The 17968-nt window shown below is 64.0% G+C and carries 17 protein-coding genes; 9 read left to right on the top strand and 8 right to left on the bottom strand.

Going from position 1 to position 17968, the window contains the following annotated elements:
- Window positions 1-8: 8 nt before the first annotated feature.
- A complete protein-coding gene (locus ACXJ16_RS08405; protein WP_463921778.1) occupies window positions 9-953 on the top strand; it encodes a metal-dependent hydrolase in 945 nt (314 codons plus the stop codon).
- On the opposite strand, the gene ACXJ16_RS08400 is transcribed toward ACXJ16_RS08405, so the two are convergent.
- Window positions 922-1650: a phosphatase PAP2 family protein gene (locus tag ACXJ16_RS08400; protein ID WP_454796832.1), complete on the bottom strand. Its 729-nt coding sequence runs from the start codon at window positions 1648-1650 to the stop codon at window positions 922-924. The genes ACXJ16_RS08405 and ACXJ16_RS08400 overlap by 32 nt on opposite strands.
- A 41-nt stretch (window positions 1651-1691) precedes the next feature.
- Between ACXJ16_RS08400 and ACXJ16_RS08395 the strand changes: the two genes are divergently transcribed.
- The 3 genes from ACXJ16_RS08395 to ACXJ16_RS08385 all read left to right on the top strand — a co-directional run bounded on the left by ACXJ16_RS08395 (window position 1692) and on the right by ACXJ16_RS08385 (window position 4964).
- Window positions 1692-3068 (top strand): cryptochrome/photolyase family protein, encoded by a 1377-nt coding sequence (locus ACXJ16_RS08395; protein WP_463921777.1) that lies wholly within the window; start codon window positions 1692-1694, stop codon window positions 3066-3068.
- A 52-nt stretch (window positions 3069-3120) separates the two neighbouring features.
- A complete protein-coding gene (locus ACXJ16_RS08390; protein WP_324698651.1) occupies window positions 3121-4428 on the top strand; it encodes a cyclopropane-fatty-acyl-phospholipid synthase family protein in 1308 nt (435 codons plus the stop codon).
- A gap of 143 nt (window positions 4429-4571) precedes the next feature.
- Entirely contained in the window at window positions 4572-4964 is a 393-nt protein-coding gene (locus tag ACXJ16_RS08385; protein ID WP_324697813.1) for a hypothetical protein, read from the top strand.
- A gap of 158 nt (window positions 4965-5122) precedes the next feature.
- Here the strand turns inward: ACXJ16_RS08385 and ACXJ16_RS08380 are convergent, their stop codons facing one another.
- The 3 genes from ACXJ16_RS08380 to purF all read right to left on the bottom strand — a co-directional run bounded on the left by ACXJ16_RS08380 (window position 5123) and on the right by purF (window position 7718).
- Window positions 5123-5461: a PilZ domain-containing protein gene (locus ACXJ16_RS08380; protein WP_054439852.1), complete on the bottom strand. Its 339-nt coding sequence runs from the start codon at window positions 5459-5461 to the stop codon at window positions 5123-5125.
- 80 nt (window positions 5462-5541) lie between these two features.
- On the bottom strand, window positions 5542-6273 hold the full coding sequence (locus ACXJ16_RS08375) for an SDR family NAD(P)-dependent oxidoreductase (protein WP_132469063.1): 732 nt from the start codon (window positions 6271-6273) through the stop codon (window positions 5542-5544).
- Window positions 6270-7718: an amidophosphoribosyltransferase gene (gene purF, locus ACXJ16_RS08370; RefSeq protein ID WP_054439850.1), complete on the bottom strand. Its 1449-nt coding sequence runs from the start codon at window positions 7716-7718 to the stop codon at window positions 6270-6272. Before purF ends, ACXJ16_RS08375 begins: the two co-directional genes overlap by 4 nt.
- 283 nt (window positions 7719-8001) lie before the next feature.
- Here purF and ACXJ16_RS08365 point away from each other — a divergent pair, with 283 nt between their 5' ends.
- The 4 genes from ACXJ16_RS08365 to ACXJ16_RS08350 all read left to right on the top strand — a co-directional run bounded on the left by ACXJ16_RS08365 (window position 8002) and on the right by ACXJ16_RS08350 (window position 10752).
- Window positions 8002-9243 carry a lipoprotein-releasing ABC transporter permease subunit gene (locus ACXJ16_RS08365; RefSeq protein ID WP_463920390.1) on the top strand — a complete coding sequence of 414 codons (1242 nt, stop codon included), beginning with the start codon at window positions 8002-8004 and terminating at the stop codon, window positions 9241-9243.
- Entirely contained in the window at window positions 9236-9910 is a 675-nt protein-coding gene (locus ACXJ16_RS08360; protein WP_132469064.1) for an ABC transporter ATP-binding protein, read from the top strand. Before ACXJ16_RS08365 ends, ACXJ16_RS08360 begins: the two co-directional genes overlap by 8 nt.
- Window positions 9911-9986: 76 nt before the next feature.
- Window positions 9987-10271: a hypothetical protein gene (locus ACXJ16_RS08355; RefSeq protein WP_185997811.1), complete on the top strand. Its 285-nt coding sequence runs from the start codon at window positions 9987-9989 to the stop codon at window positions 10269-10271.
- Complete coding sequence (locus ACXJ16_RS08350) at window positions 10255-10752, top strand: glutathione peroxidase (protein WP_463921776.1); 498 nt, start codon at window positions 10255-10257, stop codon at window positions 10750-10752. Before ACXJ16_RS08355 ends, ACXJ16_RS08350 begins: the two co-directional genes overlap by 17 nt.
- A gap of 24 nt (window positions 10753-10776) precedes the next feature.
- Here the strand turns inward: ACXJ16_RS08350 and ACXJ16_RS08345 are convergent, their stop codons facing one another.
- On the bottom strand, window positions 10777-11010 hold the full coding sequence (locus ACXJ16_RS08345; protein WP_463920387.1) for an RcnB family protein: 234 nt from the start codon (window positions 11008-11010) through the stop codon (window positions 10777-10779).
- A gap of 743 nt (window positions 11011-11753) precedes the next feature.
- Between ACXJ16_RS08345 and dnaE the strand changes: the two genes are divergently transcribed.
- On the top strand, window positions 11754-15353 hold the full coding sequence (gene dnaE, locus ACXJ16_RS08340) for a DNA polymerase III subunit alpha (RefSeq protein ID WP_132469065.1): 3600 nt from the start codon (window positions 11754-11756) through the stop codon (window positions 15351-15353).
- Between the two features lie 21 nt (window positions 15354-15374).
- Here the strand turns inward: dnaE and ACXJ16_RS08335 are convergent, their stop codons facing one another.
- From ACXJ16_RS08335 to ACXJ16_RS08325, 3 genes are all read right to left on the bottom strand, one after another.
- Window positions 15375-15662 (bottom strand): hypothetical protein, encoded by a 288-nt coding sequence (locus tag ACXJ16_RS08335; protein ID WP_324698658.1) that lies wholly within the window; start codon window positions 15660-15662, stop codon window positions 15375-15377.
- A gap of 72 nt (window positions 15663-15734) precedes the next feature.
- Window positions 15735-16532 (bottom strand): enoyl-CoA hydratase/isomerase family protein, encoded by a 798-nt coding sequence (locus tag ACXJ16_RS08330; protein ID WP_165913225.1) that lies wholly within the window; start codon window positions 16530-16532, stop codon window positions 15735-15737.
- A gap of 128 nt (window positions 16533-16660) precedes the next feature.
- Window positions 16661-17731: a PA0069 family radical SAM protein gene (locus ACXJ16_RS08325; protein WP_463920384.1), complete on the bottom strand. Its 1071-nt coding sequence runs from the start codon at window positions 17729-17731 to the stop codon at window positions 16661-16663.
- Window positions 17732-17968 lie beyond the last annotated feature (237 nt).

The following is a 17968-nucleotide window of genomic DNA, read 5'->3' as shown; positions in this document are numbered from 1 at the left end:
CGCGTTTTCTGGACAATATCACTCACAGCCTTGTCGGCTGGGCGCTGGCGGAGACCGGTCTCATGCGGCGGAGCCGCAAGGGGCTGGCGGCCTGCGTGCTGGCGGCGAACATGCCGGATATCGACGTATTCTTCGGCTGGTCTTCCTGGGCACCGCTGGCGATGCACCGGGGCTTCACTCATGGCCTCGTCGGCGGCGTGCTGCTCATGCCGCCTCTGCTCGCGGCGCTGCTCTGGCTGTTCGACCGCTGGCAGGCGAAGCGCGGCAAGGTGTTCGCACGCGGGCCTCGGATGCACTTCGGCTGGCTGGTGACACTATGCTACCTCGGCGCGCTGACCCATCCCCTGCTGGACCTCCAGAACGTCTATGCGGTCCAGTTGTTCTCGCCGATGAGCGGGGCGTGGTTCCATACCGACGGGCTGTTCATCATCGACCCGTGGGTCTGGATCGTGCTGGGGCTGGGCATCTGGCGCAGAAGGCGATCCGGCAGCGCCGTGCCCGCGATTGCCGCGCTGCTGGTCGTCCTGGCCTATATCGCCGCGAACATCGGCATCGCCCGGCTGGCCTATGAGGCGCCTGGTGTCAGGGCGGATCGGATCTTCGCCGGGCCGGAGCCGCTGGCTTTCTGGCGCCGCGAGGTGATCTGGCGGGAGGGCGGCATGATCGGGAAAGGCAGATACGACCTGTTGCGCAAGGCGGACGGCCTGATTTCGCGCGAACCGTTGCGGCCGGACAACATGGCCGATCCGCTGGTTCGCCGCGCCGCCGCGGCGAATCTCGAGGTCGCGCGGTTTCTGGCATGGTCGAACCTGCCGATGGCCGGGATCGAGCGACGGGGCTGCACCGCCCGCGTGACCTTCCGCGACGCGCGTTTCGAGGGGCCGCGTTTCGAGAACAGTTTCTCCGCCTCGGCAGAAGTTCCTACGGACGGTCCCGGTTGTCCGGGTCGGTGAACTCATCCGCGGCGTGAACCATGGTCTGCGCGGGACGGTAGAGCAGGGCGCTGGCAAGGAACGACCAGCCCGCTCCGCCCAGCCAGCCCGCCATGACGTCGCTCGGCCAGTGGACGCCCAGCCAGACGCGGCTCCATGCAACGGCAAGGCTGAGCGCCATGGCCGCGGCAACCAGCGTATGGCGAACGCTTGCACGGGGGCTCAGCGCTGCGAAGGCGAGAGCCAGGGCGATGTAGGTGGAGGCGGCGTTGAAGCTGTGCCCGCTCGGGAAGCTGGCGCCGCCCGCTTCGGTGAGACGAAGCAGGATTTCGGGGCGCGGGCGGCCGAACAGTGCCTTGAACCCGATGTTGACGAGGCTGGCGCTCAGCACCGTCAGCGCCAGCAGCACCGCCTCGCGGCGGCAGCGCAGCCAGAACAGGGCGACGACCGCGCAGATCGTGTAGAGCTTGAGCTGGAGAAAGCCGCCCATCGCGGTCAGGTCGCGAACCCATTCCAGCAGCCATGTGGGGCCGAGCGGCCTCAGGTCCTCGGCGCGCCAGAACAGCAGGCCGATCCGGTCGAACTGCGCGGTTCGGCCGGTCGGCACGGCCCAGGCGAACAGGGCAAAGGCGGACCAGCAGGCAAGCGCCGCGATCAGCGCCTTGCGCGGGTCGATCCGGTGACGCGGAGCGATCGTTCTTTCGGAAGACAGGGTCATTGGCCTAGGGAACGCCCATGAGTGATACGCGTTCCGGCTCCATGAAATCCCCCGTCATCGTCTGGCTGCGGCGCGACCTGCGCCTCTCGGACCAGCCTGCCATCGCCGAAGCCGCCAGCCAAGGGGCCGTTATCCCGGTCTACGTTCTCGATGACGAGACCCCCAGGCATCGCCGGATGGGAGCGGCTTCGCGCTGGTGGCTGCATCACTCGCTGGAAAGCCTTGATGCAGCCCTGCGTGAAAAGGGATCGCGCCTTGTCCTGCGCAAGGGGCGCAGCGAGGATGTGCTGGCCGAAATCGCGCGGGAAACCGGCGCCACCGCAGTTCACGCGCTGCACCATTACGAGCCCTGGTGGCGCAATGCCGAAAAGGCGGTAGCCAAGGCGATCGACCTCCATCTCCACCACGGCAATTATCTGGTGCCGCCCGGCGCGGTGACGAACGGTTCCGGGCGGCCTTACAAGATCTACACGCCGTTCTGGCGGGCGCTGCACGAACGCCTGCCGCCGGTGGAGCCGCATCCCCGTCCGCATCGGCTCGAAGCGCCGGACGAATGGCCCGCGTCGGACCGTCTGGCGGACTGGAACCTGCTGCCGGCGAAGCCCGATTGGGCGGGCGGCATGCGGGACATGTGGGAGCCGGGAGAGCACGGTGCGCACAAGCGGCTGGATGCCTTCCGGGAGGAAGCCGCGGCTTACGAGGCGCAGCGCAACCTTCCCTCGATCGAAGGCACCTCCTTCCTTTCCCCGCACCTCCATTTCGGCGAGATCTCGCCGGGGCAGGTGTGGCACGCGGTCGCCGGAGCGGGCGGTTCCGTGGAAACCTTTCTCGGCGAACTGGGCTGGCGCGACTATGCGCAGAACGTGATCCTGCAACTGCCCGAATATGGCAGTCGCCCGGCGAAGGAGGACTTCGCCCACTTGCACTGGCGCACCGGCAAGGGGGCCGAATCGGACCTTCGCGCATGGCAGCGGGGCAGGACCGGCTATCCCATCGTCGATGCCGGAATGCGGCAGCTCTGGCACACCGGCTGGATGCACAACCGCGTCCGGATGATCGCGGCCAGCTTCCTCATCAAGCACCTCCTGATCGACTGGCGCGAAGGCGAGCAGTGGTTCTGGGATACGCTGGTGGACGCCGATTACGGGTCCAATGCGGTGAACTGGCAGTGGTCCGCAGGGTCCGGCGTCGACGCGCAGATGTTCGTGCGGATCATGGCGCCCCTCTCGCAGTCGGAGAAGTTCGACGCGGCGGCCTACATTCGGGAATGGGTACCGGAACTCAAGGACCTGTCCGATCAGGATATCCACGATCCGCCCGCCGGCCGGCGCCCGGCAGGCTATCCCGCAAAGCTGGTCGAGCACCGCGACGGACGGGAGCGTGCGTTGGCCGCATGGGCCCGTTCGAAAGGCAATTGATGGCACGACCTAAGCAATTGCCCGTGGCCATTTTCCGGATAATATCGGCAGCATGAACGCACATGCGCCAGGCAGGGGTGAGGAACTGGTCGAGGGCGGCCGGTCCATCGGTGTCGGTCCTCAATGGCTGGCCAGGCTCTGGTCGGGCGGGGTGGACAAAGTGCTGGACCGGATCGACCGGGGGCTGGAGCGCGGGGCCATCGAGGCCACGCTTCCCGGCGGCGAAACGCGTCTGCTCGGCGGCCGGGCCCCGGGATTCGAGGCCGCCGTGGAAATCCGGAGCTGGCGCGCCTTGCTGCGCCTCGCCACGGCAGGTTCGGTCGGCTGGTACCAGGCCTGGGAGGCGGGTGAGTGGGACAGCGCGGACCCGGTGCCGATCTTCGCGCTTTTCATGGACAATGCCACCAGCCTCGGCGACGTGGGACGCGCCCATGGCCCGTGGCGCGCGGCGGCGCGCTTCGTGCACTGGCTCCACCGCAACACCCGCGCGGGCGCACTGCGCAACATCCACGCCCATTACGACCTCGGCAACGACTTCTACGAGCAGTGGCTGGGCGAAACGATGCTCTATTCGAGCGGCATCTACCCGAAGCCGGGAAGCGGCCCGAATGCGCTGAGCCAGTTCGTCAGCGAACTCGACATGGCGCAGTCCAACAAGATCGGCGCGATTGCCCACCGGCTGGCATTGCCGGCGGGCGGCCGGGCGCTGGAAATCGGCTGCGGCTGGGGCACGCTTTCCGCCTTCCTGGCCGAAACCGAGGGTGCCCATGTCGATGCCATCAGCCTTTCCGAAGAGCAGCTCGCTTACGCGCGCCAGCGTTGGAGCGGCAGGATCGAGGCAAGCGGCGGCCGGGTGGACTTTCGCAAGCAGGATTACCGGGACGTTGCGGGCAGGTATGACGCGATTGCCTCGGTCGAGATGGTCGAGGCGGTCGGGCGCCGGTTCTGGCCCGATTTCCTGGACTGCGTGGCCCGAAACCTGAAACCCGGCGGCAGGGCGGCGATCCAGTACATCGTCATTCGGGACGATCTCTTCGAGGCTTATGCCCGAAGCGCGGACTTCATCCAGACCTTCATCTTTCCGGGCGGCCTGCTGATCCACGAACCGGAATTCCGCCGCCTGGCCGAGGAACGGGGGCTGGCGTGGGAAGACCGGCAGGGCTTCGGGCTCGACTATGCCCGCACGCTTTACGAATGGCGTCGTAATTTCGACGCAGCGGTAGAAGAGGGGCGGTTGCCGGTGGGATTCGACGAACGTTTCGTCCGGCTCTGGCGGTTCTATCTGATGTATTGCGAAGGCGGCTTCATGGGCGGCGGCATCGACGTGGCGCAAGTGACGCTGGTGAAGACTGCAACCTAGGCCGCCTGGACGAATTCCCAGCCTGAATCGACTTTCGCTATGGGGTAGACACGTAAACTGGCTGAACGGCAGGCAAGGGTGGGTTGGCGACAGTCAGCTTTTGCAGAATAAGGGTAGCAAGCAGACACAGTCAGAAGAGCACGATGGATAACAGCTTGCGCGATTTAGCGGTCCAACTTCGTAGTATGCAATCACCTGAAGCTGTCGATTGGCTGCTTACCCGTTATCCCTGTGAAAGTGAGAACTGGGGTGAAGCTTTGACGCTGATTGGCCATGCCTCCTTTTCAAAGGGAGATGCACGACGGCTTGCTGCGCATTATCTTCGCCGAGCCCCCTACGCATCTGATCGACCTTACCAAGTTTTCGCCAAATTGATTGGTTTCCGCAGTCTCCTCGGAATATTAGGCGAAGTGGTCCCTGCAAATCATCCTCGTCGTGATCTTCTTCTCTATCACTTAAAGCCGCTACTTGAGGCAGTGACGAGTGACAAAGATCGCGTTGCCGCGTCCGCTTTTGTTTCCGTCTCAGCACAGTAAGAAAGACCGCCATGGGGCGTGTCCGGAATGGCGGGTTTCAGACAAATTTTCCAGATAGCCGCCGCTGTGGGTCCTCGAATTCGTTTACGCCGCCTGGGCTGCGTGAAAAGTCTCCAGGTGCCGTCCGCCTGCTGGATCGCGGGCAGGGCTATCGCCGGTCAGTATCCGCTACCGCGCCAGCGGTTCATCACGGTTTCGAGGATGATGGGGTTGAGCAATTGCTCGAAGGCGCAGCCGACCAGACCGTCTTCCCACCAGATCACGCGGGCAGGCAAGGCCTCCATGCCCGGCAGCGTCAGCCAGCAATAGGTACCGGCATGGATACGGCTGATCGCCGTGGCCGAGAACCCGGAAAGCGAAAGGTCGCGGACCGCCGTCTGGTAGCCTTTGGTTCCGGATGCGCGGAAGCCGGCAGGAATGGAGATGCGCTGGCGAATGGCACTGCGATCTTCCTGCGCGGCCAGTTCGTAAATGTCCTGCGGGGATTTCGTCGTCATGTTCCCGAGACCCGTACCCTTGAATGGCGCAGGAGGTGCGCCGTTCAAGGGCAGGAAATCAGGAAAGGGTTACCGCGCGGTTAATTCGCGGCGGCAACGGTTTCGCGGTGGCCGGTTTCGAAGGGTTCGCCAAGCAGCGAAACCACCCGTTCCGCAACGACTTCCGGCGGCTTCACCGAAGCCGGTGCCTCGCCGGGGTAGGCGCGGGCGCGCATGGCGGTGCGGGTGGCGCCGGGATTGACCACGGCGACACGCAGCTTCGCGATATTGCGGGTTTCGTCCGCATAGCAGTCCAGCAGGACCTCGAAAGCGGCCTTGGTCGCGGCATAGGCGCCCCAGAAGGCGCGCGGCGCGGTCGCGACCGTGGATGTCATGCCGATGACGCGGGCGTCGCTGCTCAGGCGCAGGAGCGGATCGAAGTTGGCGATCAGCGCCTGCGTGGCGAGCACGTTGGTGGTGAGCGCCTTGTTGAAGGCGCGCTGGTCGATATCGGCCACGCTCGTCAGCTCGGGCAGGACCGCGGCATTGACGACGAGAATGTCGAGCTTGCCCCAGCGCTGCGAGACCGCCGTTGCAAGGCGGGCGATCCCGTCCGATTCGACGAGGTCCACCGGCGCGATCGTGGCCGAGCCGCCGGCCTCGAAGATCTGGTCCTCGATGGCCTCGAGCGCCTTGGTGTCACGGCCTGTCAGCAGGACATGCGCACCGGCTTCGGCCAGGGCGAGCGCGGTGGCCGCGCCGATCCCCCGGCTGGAGCCGGTGACAAGCGCGACCTGACCTTCGAAAGGCTTTCCGCCGGTACCGTCGCTCACGCTGCGTTGAGCTCCCCGGCGAACCGGTCGGCGAAGTCCGTCAGCTTGGTGGGGTATTCGCCCGAGAAGCAGGCGTCACAGAACTGCGGGCGCTTCTTGTTGCGCTTTTCCTCACCCACCGCGCGGTAGAGACCGTCGATCGAGACGAATGCGAGGCTGTCGGCCTTGATGAAGTCCGCCATGGCCTGGATGTCCATGTTGGCGGCCAGCAGCTTCGAACGCTCCGGCGTATCCACGCCGTAGAAGCACGAATGCTCGGTCGGCGGGCTGGCGATGCGCATGTGCACTTCGGCGGCGCCTGCGTCGCGCATCATTTCCACGATCTTCATCGAGGTGGTGCCGCGCACGATCGAATCGTCGATCAGGATGATCTTCTTGCCTTCGACGATGGCGCGGTTGGCGTTGTGCTTGCGCTTCACGTCCGCATGGCGGGCCGCGTCACCCGGCTGGATGAAGGTGCGGCCGACATAGTGCGAGCGGATGATCCCCAGTTCGAAGGGAATGCCCGATTGCTGGGCATAGCCGATCGCGGCAGGCACGCCGCTGTCGGGAACCGGGATCACGACGTCGGCCGGGGCCGGCGCTTCCTTGGCCAGTTCCATGCCGATCTGCTTGCGCACCTGATAGACCGAGCGGCCGTCCATCACCGAATCGGGTCGGCTGAAATAGACGTGCTCGAAGATGCAGGGGCGCGGAGCCGGATTGCCGAAGGGGCGGTGGCTGGAGATCGTGCCCTTGTGATCGACCTGGACCAGTTCGCCCGGCTCGATCGAGCGGATGAACTCGGCGCCGATCACGTCGAAGGCCACGGTTTCCGAAGCGAAGACGGTGGCGTCGCCGATACGGCCCATGACCAGCGGGCGGATGCCCAGCGGATCGCGGCAGGCAATCATGCCCTCTGCGGTCATGCAGATCAGCGAATAGGCGCCTTCCACCATGCGCAGCGCGTCAACGAAACGGTCGAGCAGGGTGGGGTAGCGGCTGGTCGCGACGAGGTGAATGATGACCTCGGTGTCGGAGGTCGACTGGAAGATCGAACCCTTCGACACGAGATCGCGCTTCAGCGTCATCGCGTTGGAAATGTTGCCGTTATGCGCAATGGAGAATCCGCCGGCGGCGAGGTCCGCGAAGAGCGGCTGCACGTTGCGCAGGCCCGACCCCCCGGTCGTCGCATAGCGGACATGGCCGGAAGCCATGGTGCCGGGCAGGGTATCCAGCTCGCGCTGGGAGAAGACCTGGGCGACGTGCCCAAGCCCGCGGTGGGAATGGAATTCCGCCCCGCTGAAGCTGGTTATGCCCACGGCCTCCTGGCCGCGGTGCTGCAGGGAATGGAGCCCGGCCGCAGCGATGTTCGCTGCGTCCTTGGAACCGATTACGCCGAAAACGCCGCACTCTTCGCGCAGCTTGTCCCCATCGGCGTCTCGAAAGGGATGTGTCATGTTCATGGATGTCGTCCGGGCTGCTGGCGCGCCAAAATCGCCCGCGCATTTGGAGCGTGTTGGCTTCAAATGCAAGGCCCTCGACAGGATATGGCCAAGGTGGCGGCGTTGCGCGCTTTTCGTGACTGCATAATGACGGCGGGCAGGGAGCCGAATCGGCCAGCGTTCGTTTCTGCCGGAATGCCGGATCCGTTCATCGCAGCGTCACCGGCATTCGCCGATCAGCTTGCCAGCTTTCAGACATATGCTTAATGCCGGGCCATCTGCCCGATCACAGACGGACCGTCGCTTGATCCTATCCCCTTTCGAATGGACCATCGCCAAGCGCTACATGCTGCCCGGCAAGGGCGAGCGCTTCATTGCTCTGGTCGCCGGCATCAGCCTGGCAGCAGTCATGCTCGGCGTGGCCGCGCTGGTCATCGTCATGAGCGTGATGAACGGCTTTCGCGCCGAGCTTTTCGACAAGATCGTCGGCCTCAACGGTCATGCGATCATTCAGGCCTATGGCAGCCGTCTGGATGACTGGCAGGGCGTTCTCAGGGACGTTAGGGCCACTCCAGGTGTCGTTCAGGCCTCGCCGCTGATCGAACAGCCGCTGATGACGACGTTCAACGGCCGGGTCGAGGGTATCCTCGTGCGCGGCAATACGAACGAGGATCTCGGCCGGCTGCGGGACAAGGTGCAGTCCGGCAATCTCTCCGAGTTGAAGACCGGGAGCGACAATGTCGCCATCGGCTCGCAACTGGCGCAGAACCTTGGCGCGCAGATCGGCGATACGATCACGATCATCAACCCGCTCGGGCGCTCGACGCCGTTCGGCACGGTTCCGCGGCAAATCGCATATCGTGTGGCGGCGATCTTCGAGATCGGCGTCTATGACTATGATAAAGCCTATGTGGTCATGCCGATGCAGGACGCGCAGACGCTCATGCTCACCGGCGACACCATCGGCATGATCGAGGTGACGACCACCAACCCCGACAAGGTCGGCGAAATCCTCGCCCCGCTGAGCCGGAAGCTGGCGGGCCGCGCCATCGTCACGGACTGGAAGACGATCAACGCATCGCTCTTCGAGGCGCTTGCCGTGGAGCGGGTGGCGATGTTCGTGGTGCTTTCCATCATCGTGCTGGTGGCAGTGTTCAATATCCTGTCGTCGCTCATCATGCTGGTGCGCGCCAAGACCCGCGACATCGCGATCCTGCGCACCATGGGCGCGACACGGCGCTCGTTGCTGAAAGTCTTCGTGACGACCGGCTTCTGCATCGGGGCGCTGGGAACCGTGGCGGGCGTGCTGGTGGGCTTCGTGTTCCTGTATTTTCGCCAGCCCATCGTCCATCTGGTCGAGATATTGACCGGACAGAACCTCTGGGATCCGTCGATCCGGTTCCTCACCGAACTGCCTTCGCGTCCCGATCCTTTCGAAATCGTGGTGATCTGTGTGATGGCGCTGATCTTCAGCTTCCTTGCCACGCTCTATCCGGCCTTCAAGGCGGCGAGCACCGATCCCGTGCAGGTGCTGCGTTATGAATGATCCCGTAGTCCGTCTCGACAACCTGACCCGCAGTTTCGAGCAAGGCGGCGTCCGCATCGACGTGCTGCGCGGTGTCGACCTGACCGTTCAGCCCGGCGAGATCGTGGCGCTGCTCGGCCCTTCGGGTTCGGGCAAGTCGACCATGCTTCAGGCCATCGGCCTTCTCGAGGGCGGTTTCGGCGGCCGCATCGAGATTGCGGGGATCGACGCGTCCAAGCTCGGCAAGGACCGCCGCGCGGCCGTGCGGCGGGACCATATCGGGTTCGTCTACCAGTTCCACCACCTGCTGCCCGATTTCAATGCGATCGAGAATGTGGTGCTGCCGCAGCTCATTACCGGAAAATCGCGGGAAGAGTGCGAGCAGCGGGCCACCGAACTGCTTGCCGCGCTTGGGCTGGGCCAGCGGCTCGAACACCGGCCAAGCAAGCTTTCGGGCGGGGAGCAGCAGCGCGTGGCCGTTGCCCGTGCGCTTGCCAACCGCCCGCGGCTGGTGCTGGCCGACGAGCCGACCGGCAATCTTGACGAGAAAACGGCGGACAAGGTCTTTGCGCAGTTCCTGGAACTGGTGCGCGGGCAGGGCAGTGCGGCGCTTGTGGCTACTCACAACGAGCGTCTCGCGGCGGCGATGGACCGCGTGGTAAGACTTCACGAAGGCGTGCTGACCTGACATTCTGACAGGGAACATCGCAGGCTTTCGGCGCGTTTTACCACCAGAGGCAAAAAGCGCGCGAAAGGAGCGTTGTATGAGCGACTTTCCTACTACCATCCAAGGCATTCCTGCCGGCGAGAGCCCGGGCTGGAACGACGGTGCCGAATTGCACAAGACGGCCGACGGTGGCGGTTTGTTCAACGTATTCAAGGGTATCCGCCGGGATACGGTGGCAAACCTGATCCGTTATGTCATGCATCTGCCTGAAGCGGATCAGGCTGGCTATGCCGTCCAGAAGGATGGTGACAGGCTATTGGAAATCGGGGACATTCGCCGTCTCTATCGAAGGACGGACTTCCCACATGGCATCACCGGCTGATCCTCGAACGATCGCGGATTTTGAAGCGATATTGCCGAATGGCGAGGCGGTCAGTCTTGCTGAAAAGTTCGGCAAGGTGCTGCTCGTCGTAAACACGGCCAGCAAGTGCGGGTTCACGCCGCAGTATGCGGGCCTTGAAACGCTCTGGAAAAAGTACCGCGAGAGCGGGTTCGAGGTGATCGCATTTCCCTGCAACCAGTTCGGCTCTCAGGAGCCGGGCTCGGCTGAAGAAATCGCGGAATTCTGCGATATCAACTTTGGCCTCTCATTTCCCCTTATGGGCAAGGTGGCCGTCAATGGTGATGATGCCTCGCCGCTTTGGAAATGGCTCAAGGCCGAGGCGCCGGGGCTGCTCGGCAGCAAGTCGGTGAAATGGAACTTCACGAAGTTCCTGATCGGGCGCGACGGCAAGGTCGTGCGCCGCTATTCCCCCACCGACAAGCCGGAATCACTGGAAAAGGATATCGAGGCGCTGCTGTAGTCGGCAGCGCCTCGACCGCTTGCCTCAATAGAATGCGCTATAGATAACGTCCACGACCTGTCGGGTCCGGCGATCCACCAGCAACAGGTCAGGGCCGTAGCGCACCCAGTAGTAGCCGGGGGGCGGCGGCCCGACGCCGATCATGGCATAATCCTGGAACAGATAGGTCGAGGACAGGAAGATCGCCGGCAGGATCATGTGGATCGACCACCGCCGGTAGCCGTAGCCGCGTGGATAACGATATCCCGGCGCATGCATGGGCCGAAACGTGTTGGGGCGGCCGGCACCCGGTCTATGGGGGTGCTTGATGGCCGGCGGGCGGTAGTTCCCGGGGCGATCTGGCCGATTACCGCCGGGTTGCGAGGGCGGCCTCGTCTGGTTGCCTCCGCCGGGACGAGAGGGCTGAACGTGGTTCCCGCCCGGCCGGGGTGGCTGCGGCTGAGGCCTGTTGCTTCCCGATCCCGGATTCGTCGGGCGGTTCGATCCCGCGCCGGGCGGTCTTGTTCCCGGGCCGTGCGAACCGCCGCCGGGCGGCTTTGCGCCCTGCCCATGAGATCCGCCGGGCCGGCTCTGTTGCGCCATGGCGGCAAATTCCGTGGGAAGCAGGCTTTCCGGAGCCAGCAGCAACGGGACGAGGGCAAGGTAGGCGAATTTCATTCACACGTCTCCAGTGCCGCCCGTGAACGGGGCAACGACAAATTACGCCGGATCGGCGTGGGTTGTGCATGAATTATCGGGTTCTTGCAGTAACCGGCGGAAGAGCCGGTGAGGACAGGAACGGATCGAGCATGGCGCGATTTCCCGCTGCTTTCAAGGTAATCCGGCCTGGCGCCAGTCGATGCCCGCGCCTCGGCTGCGTGTGAGATCAGCGACATGGGCGCTTCCGTTCACTCCGGTTCCCCTGTCGGTGCCTGCGGGGCCGCATATCGCCTGCTCCTATCCCCCGGCTTATCCCCAGCCCCGCCTTGATTGAGGGGTGGGGCAATGCCTAAATTCCGCCGATGGCTCATGCACCTTTCGTTCCGCTCCGCATCTTCTCGAGTTTCACGATGCTGGACGGTGCGATCGATCCCAAGGCAGCCGCCAAGCTCGCCAAGGAGCGCAAGTTTCCTGCCGCCGCCATCTGCGATCGCAACGGCCTCTACGGCGCGCCGACTTATGCGCAGGCGTGCAAGGGGGCGGGGGTTCAGCCGATCGTCGGAACGTTCCTGGCAGTGGCACGGCCGGGCGTGGTGGCACAGGGGCAGGACCTGCCGATCGACTGGCTTGCCCTTCTTGCCCAGAGCGAGCAGGGATGGCTCAACTTGTGCGATCTCGTCAGCCGGGCTCACCTCGAACGTCCGCTCGAACTCGATCCCCACGTCCCGCTCGAATCGCTTCGCGGCCATACCGATGGCCTGATCTGCCTTACCGGCGGCGACGAGGGCGCGCTCGCCCGGCTGTTCGCGGCTGGCAGGTTCGAGGCTGCCGAGAGTTATTGCGATACCTTGCAGTCTCTGTTCGGTGACCGTCTCTATATCGAGATCACGCGCACGGGGGAGCAGGTAGAGGACGAAAGCGAGGAAGACCTGATCGCGCTCGCCTATTCGCGCGACATTCCGCTCGTCGGCACCAATCCGGCGCAATATGCCGAAGCGCAGTTCCATGCCGCGCATGACGCCATGCTCTGTATCGCCAATTCCACACAGGTCGATGCGCCCGAGCGCCCTCGGTCCTCGGCCGAGCGTTGGGTCAAGCCGGTCGAGGCGATGCAGGAACTGTTCGCCGACTTGCCCGAGGCGCTGGCGAATACTCTCGTCGTCGCGCAGCGCTGTGCCTACATGCCTCCGCGCCGCAAGCCGCTGCTGCCCAGCCTTGCAGGCGACCTCGAGGGCGAAGCGCGGATGCTTGCGGACAACTCGCGCGCCGGCCTGGCGCGGCGGCTTGCACCCTATTGGCCGGACGTGACCGAGGAAGAACTCGATGCCGCCATGGCCCTTCAGGGCGAAGAGCGGGAGGCAGCCTATCGCGAACTCGCCGAGCGCGGTGTCACCGAAGACTTCCTCGACTATGCAAGGCGCCTCGACTTCGAAGTGCAGATCATCGTTGGCATGGGTTTCCCCGGCTACTTCCTGATCGTTGCCGACTTCATCAAATGGGCCAAGGACAACGACATTCCGGTCGGTCCGGGCCGTGGTTCGGGCGCGGGTTCGCTGGTCGCCTGGGCATTGACCGTGACCGACCTCGATCCGCTGAAGCTGGGCCTGCTGTTCGAGCGCTTCCTCAATCCCGAACGCGTCTCGATGCCTGACTTCGACATCGACTTCTGCGAAACCCGGCGCGGCGAGGTGATCCGCTACGTCCAGCGCAAGTATGGGCACGATCACGTCGCGCAGATCATCACGTTCGGCAAGATGAAGGCCCGCGCGGTGCTGCGCGACTGCGGGCGAATCCTGCAGATGGGCTACGGCCGTGTCGACAGTCTCTGCAAGATGGTGCCGAACCATCCAACCGATCCCTGGACCCTGACCGAGGCGCTGCATGGAAGGAAGCAGCACGGCGTGACCAAGGATCCGCCGGTCGCCGAATTCCGCCGGGAATACGACGTAGACCATGAAGTCAGGCGTCTGGTCGATCTGGCCGTCCAGCTCGAAGGCTTGCCGCGCAACTCTTCGACTCACGCGGCGGGCGTGGTCATCGGGGACCGTCCGCTGGCGCAGCTCGTGCCGCTTTACCGCGATCCGCGTTCGGACATGCCGGTGACCCAGTTCGACATGAAGTCGGTGGAAGACACCGGCCTCGTGAAGTTCGACTTCCTCGGTCTGAAGACGCTTTCCGTGTTGAAGAAGGCCTGCGACCTGCTTGAGCGGCGGGGCATCACGATCAACCTGTCCACGCTCGGCTGGGACGATCCGGCGGTCTACGAACTGCTCAAGCGCGGCGATACGGTTGGCGTGTTCCAGCTCGAATCGGAAGGGATGCGCCGCACGCTGGCGGCCGTGAAGCCGACCAATTTCGGCGACATCATCGCGCTCGTCTCGCTGTACCGTCCGGGCCCGATGGACAACATTCCGTTGTTCGGCCGCCGCAAGAACGGGCTGGAATCGATCGAATACCCGCACGACAAGCTGGCGGGCATTCTGGGCGAGACTTATGGCATCTTCGTCTATCAGGAACAGGTCATGCAGGCCGCGCAGATCCTGGCGGGCTACTCGCTGGGCGACGCCGACCTTCTGCGCCGCGCCATGGGCAAGAAGGTCCAGGCGGAAATGGACAAGCAGCGCCAGCGCTTCGTCGATGGCTGCAAGGAAGTGTCCGGCATCGATGCGGCCAAGGCCAACGAACTGTTCGACTTGATCGACAAGTTCGCAGGCTACGGCTTCAACAAGTCGCACGCCGCCGCCTACGCGCTGCTCGCCTACCACACCGCGTGGTTCAAGGCGCATTACCCGCACGAATTCTATGCGGCCTCGATGTGCTTCGACATGCACCAGTCGGAAAAGCTGGCGATCTTCGTTGACGACGCGCGCCGCAACGGCATCCAGCTCGCCGCGCCCGACATCAACATGTCGGAAGCGGAGTTCTGCGTGGAGGAAACGCCGGACAGCCACGCCGTGCGTTATGCGCTCGCCGGTATCCGCAACGTCGGCGAAAAGGCCATGGACGCAATCGTTGCCGAGCGCGAGGCGAACGGCAAGTTCGTCAGTCTTGACGATGTGTTCCGCCGCGCGCCGGCCGGATCGATGAATCGCCGCCAGCTGGAAAGCCTCGCGGCTGCGGGCGCCTTCGATGGGCTGGAGGCCAATCGCGCCAAGGTCCTGGCCAACGCCGATACGTTGCTGGCCGAAGCAGACCGTTCTTCCCGTGAGCGAAACAGTGCCCAGCATGGCCTGTTCGGGGGTGAGGATCACGTCGAGCAGGGCTTGCGCTTCGTCGAGGCGGATCCGTGGAACCGCATGGACCAGATGGCCAAGGAGCGGGAAACGTTCGGCTTCTACTTCGCCGCACACCCGGTCGAGCAATTCCGCGCGGTGGCTTCAGCCAACGGCGCGCGCACTTATTCCAGCCTCATGACGGGGGGCGGCGCGGGCCGCACCGGCGCGGTGATGGCGGCGATGGTCGAGAACGTCCAGAAGCGAAAGACGAAGCGCGGCAAAGATTTCGTCATGGCTGACTTTTCGGACCAGTCCGGCAACTTCTCGGCCTCCTGCTTCGAGGAGAGCATGGTCGAGAACTTCGTCAAATGGTCGAAGGAGGGGGCATGCGTGCTGCTCAACGTCGAACTGGACAGCCCCAGTCCCGACGAGCCGCCGCGCGTCACGGTGCGAAGCGCGCGTCCGTTGAACGAGGTCAAGGCCGATGCCCGGATGCTGCTGTCGCTTGAAATAGACAGTATCGAAGCGGTTCAGGAACTCGCGATGCTCATGCGTCCGGGGGCGCCCGGCTGCGGCGAGGTTGTCGCCACTTTGCACCTTGGCGAAGGCCGCACCCAGAAAATGCGGCTAGGCCGCGATTTCGCGCTGGACGGCGACTTTGCCGAGCATCTCTCCAGCATCAAGGGCCTCTCGAATGTCTCGCTTATCGCCAGAAGAGGCCCGGAGGGCTTGCGCCGGGCGGCTTGACCGCCGGCGCAAGCGCCAAGCTTACCGATTGTTTCGGCTGACGTCCTGAGCGGCGTCCTGGGCGGCGTCGCCAACCTTGTTGGCGGCCGTGCCGACTTCGTTCGCGGCCTCCGAGATCGCGTTGTCCTTTGCCGTCTCGCTCTCCGTACCCTGGCTGAAGAGATAGATGCCGCCGACTACGGCGACCAGCAGGATCAGCGCCATCACTATCCCGGTCGCCCCGCCGGACGAGCCGCGCTCGCGAATGATCGTGGTCGTGGTGGTGGGGGCTTCCGGTGCGCGCTCAGTTGTAACGGTTTCTTCGGTCATGCAGACCTCCTGTCCTGTCTTATCGTTGGACGGGGAAACGCGTGAAAGCGGCGCAAGGTTTCGTGATCCCGTTCAGCGATCCCGGAACTTGGGCGGGCGCTTCTCCCGAAAGGCCGCCAGTCCTTCCGAAAAATCCTCGCTCATCAACATCATGACCTGTTGCCGGTCTTCGAGCGCCATGGCGTCCGAAAGGGAGCGCGCATCGAGATTGCGGTTTATGCCTTCCTTCGTAAGGCGCAGGCCCATCGGAGAATTGGCCAGCATTTCGCCGGCCAGCGCCAGCCCACGATCCAGCAGGGAATCCAGCGGAGCGATCTCGCTCAGGAGGCCGCATTGCAGCGCCTTCCCGGCATCCATGAAGCGGCCGGTGAGCATGTATTCGGTGGCGACGGAAGCGCCCACGATACGGGGCAGGAAGTAGCTGCATCCCAGATCACAGCCGCCAAGGCCGATCTTGATGTAGGCCGCATTCATCCTGAGGTCCGGCGCGCCATATCGCACATCGCAGGCCAGCAGGAGCGAAAAACCCGCACCGCAGGCCGCGCCATGGCCGAGGCCGATGATCGGCTGCGGACAGGCGCGCATCAGTTCCAGCAGCCCTGCGAGGCTCCTTTGCAGGCGCCAGAAGTGCTGAAGTTCGCCCCTAGATGCGTCGTTTTGCCACCCGGAAAGGTCCAGTCCGGCGCAGAAGTTCCGGCCTGCGCCGCGCAGCAGCACCACCCGCACCTCGGGCCGCTCGGCCAGGCCGGCAAAATAGTCTCGCAGCGCGAAGGTCATGTTCTCGTCGAGAGCATTGAGGACGTGCGGCCGATCGAGAGTGAGGATCTCCACGTCGCCGCGACTATCTACGAGAATGGTGGGTTCCTGCATGGCGTCCCCGGTTGGAATGGCACAGGAATCCTCGGGTTTTCCTGATCGGCGATCAAGGTCTGCAATGGCCGGGACAATTGCCTCTCGGGGGCATTCCAAAGGTGGCTTCAACAGGTGTTGAAACGCCTCTAGAGCAGGGAGAGCTGGCCATCGAGCGACGGACGGCGAAATTGCGAACAGTCGAGCGCGATGGACGGCTTCGCGAAGCCCATCCGCTTCATCGCAACCCTGAACCGATGCCGGAAAAGGTCGGCCCACACGCCGCTCGGCCGCATCCTGGTGAAGAACTGCGGGTCATTGTCGCGTCCGCCCCGCATCGACTGGATAGTGGCCATGACTTTCCCGGCCCGGTCGGGGAAATGAGCGTCAAGCCATTCGCGGAACAAGGGAGCGACTTCGTGAGGAAGCCGGACCATGATCCACGTTGCGGCGTGGATTCCCTGCGCGGAGGCTGCTTCCAGAATATCCTCCAGGAACTGATCGGTGATGGAGGGAATGACCGGCGCGATCGAGACATGGGCCGGCACTCCGGCTCTGGCCAGTTCGCCGAGCGCTGCGATCCGCTTGTGCGGAGTCGCGGCGCGAGGTTCGAGAAGGCGTGACAGGTGCGGGTCCGTGCTGGTCACCGAAATGGCCACTGCCACCAGCTTCAGCCGGGCCAGTTCCGCGATCAGGTCGAGATCGTGCAGGACGCGGTCCGATTTCGTGGTGATCGTCACGGGGTGGCGTGTTTCGAGGCAGAGCTCAAGAATGGCGCGGGTGATGCGGTAACGCCCCTCGATAGGCTGATAGGGGTCTGTATTGGTGCCCATCGCGATCGGTGCGGGCCTATAGCCGGACTTGGCCAGAGTTTCGCGAAGCAGACTGGCTGCCTGGGGTTTCGCGAAGAGCCTGGTTTCGAAATCGAGACCGGGCGAGAGGTCGTGATAGGCATGTGTCGGCCGTGCGAAGCAGTAGATGCAGCCGTGCTCACACCCGTTGTACGAATTGATCGAGCGATCGAACGGAATGTCCGGGGACTTGTTGAATGAGAGGATCGTTTTGGGATGGAGAATGGTGACTGTCGTCGCGCGCTTAGGGCGCGGACCATCGATCTGATCGGCCTCATCAAGCCAGTCGCCGTCGGCCTCACTACTAGTGAGGTTGAAGCGAGTGCTGCTTTGATTGTTCGTCGCGCCGCGTCCCTTGATCCGTTCCATAGATCGAACATATAGGGAACAAATGGGGTGTGCGAGTCATTTTCTCTTCGGCTGCCCTAATCCTTAATCGGCGGCTGGGAGCGCAACTCCGAGATATAATGGGCTATGTCGGCAGCAGTTTTGTTCGCTCTCTGACGAGCGTTAGCTGACGCGCCCAAGCCCATGTAATTAGTTTCTACATCGATCAGGTATGCGGCTACATCTTCTGTGCTCACGCCCTTCGAGAGGCGTGCAGCT

This window comes from Novosphingobium sp. TK71 (assembly GCF_055361505.1).
This window is presented reverse-complemented; position numbering and strand designations above follow the sequence as displayed.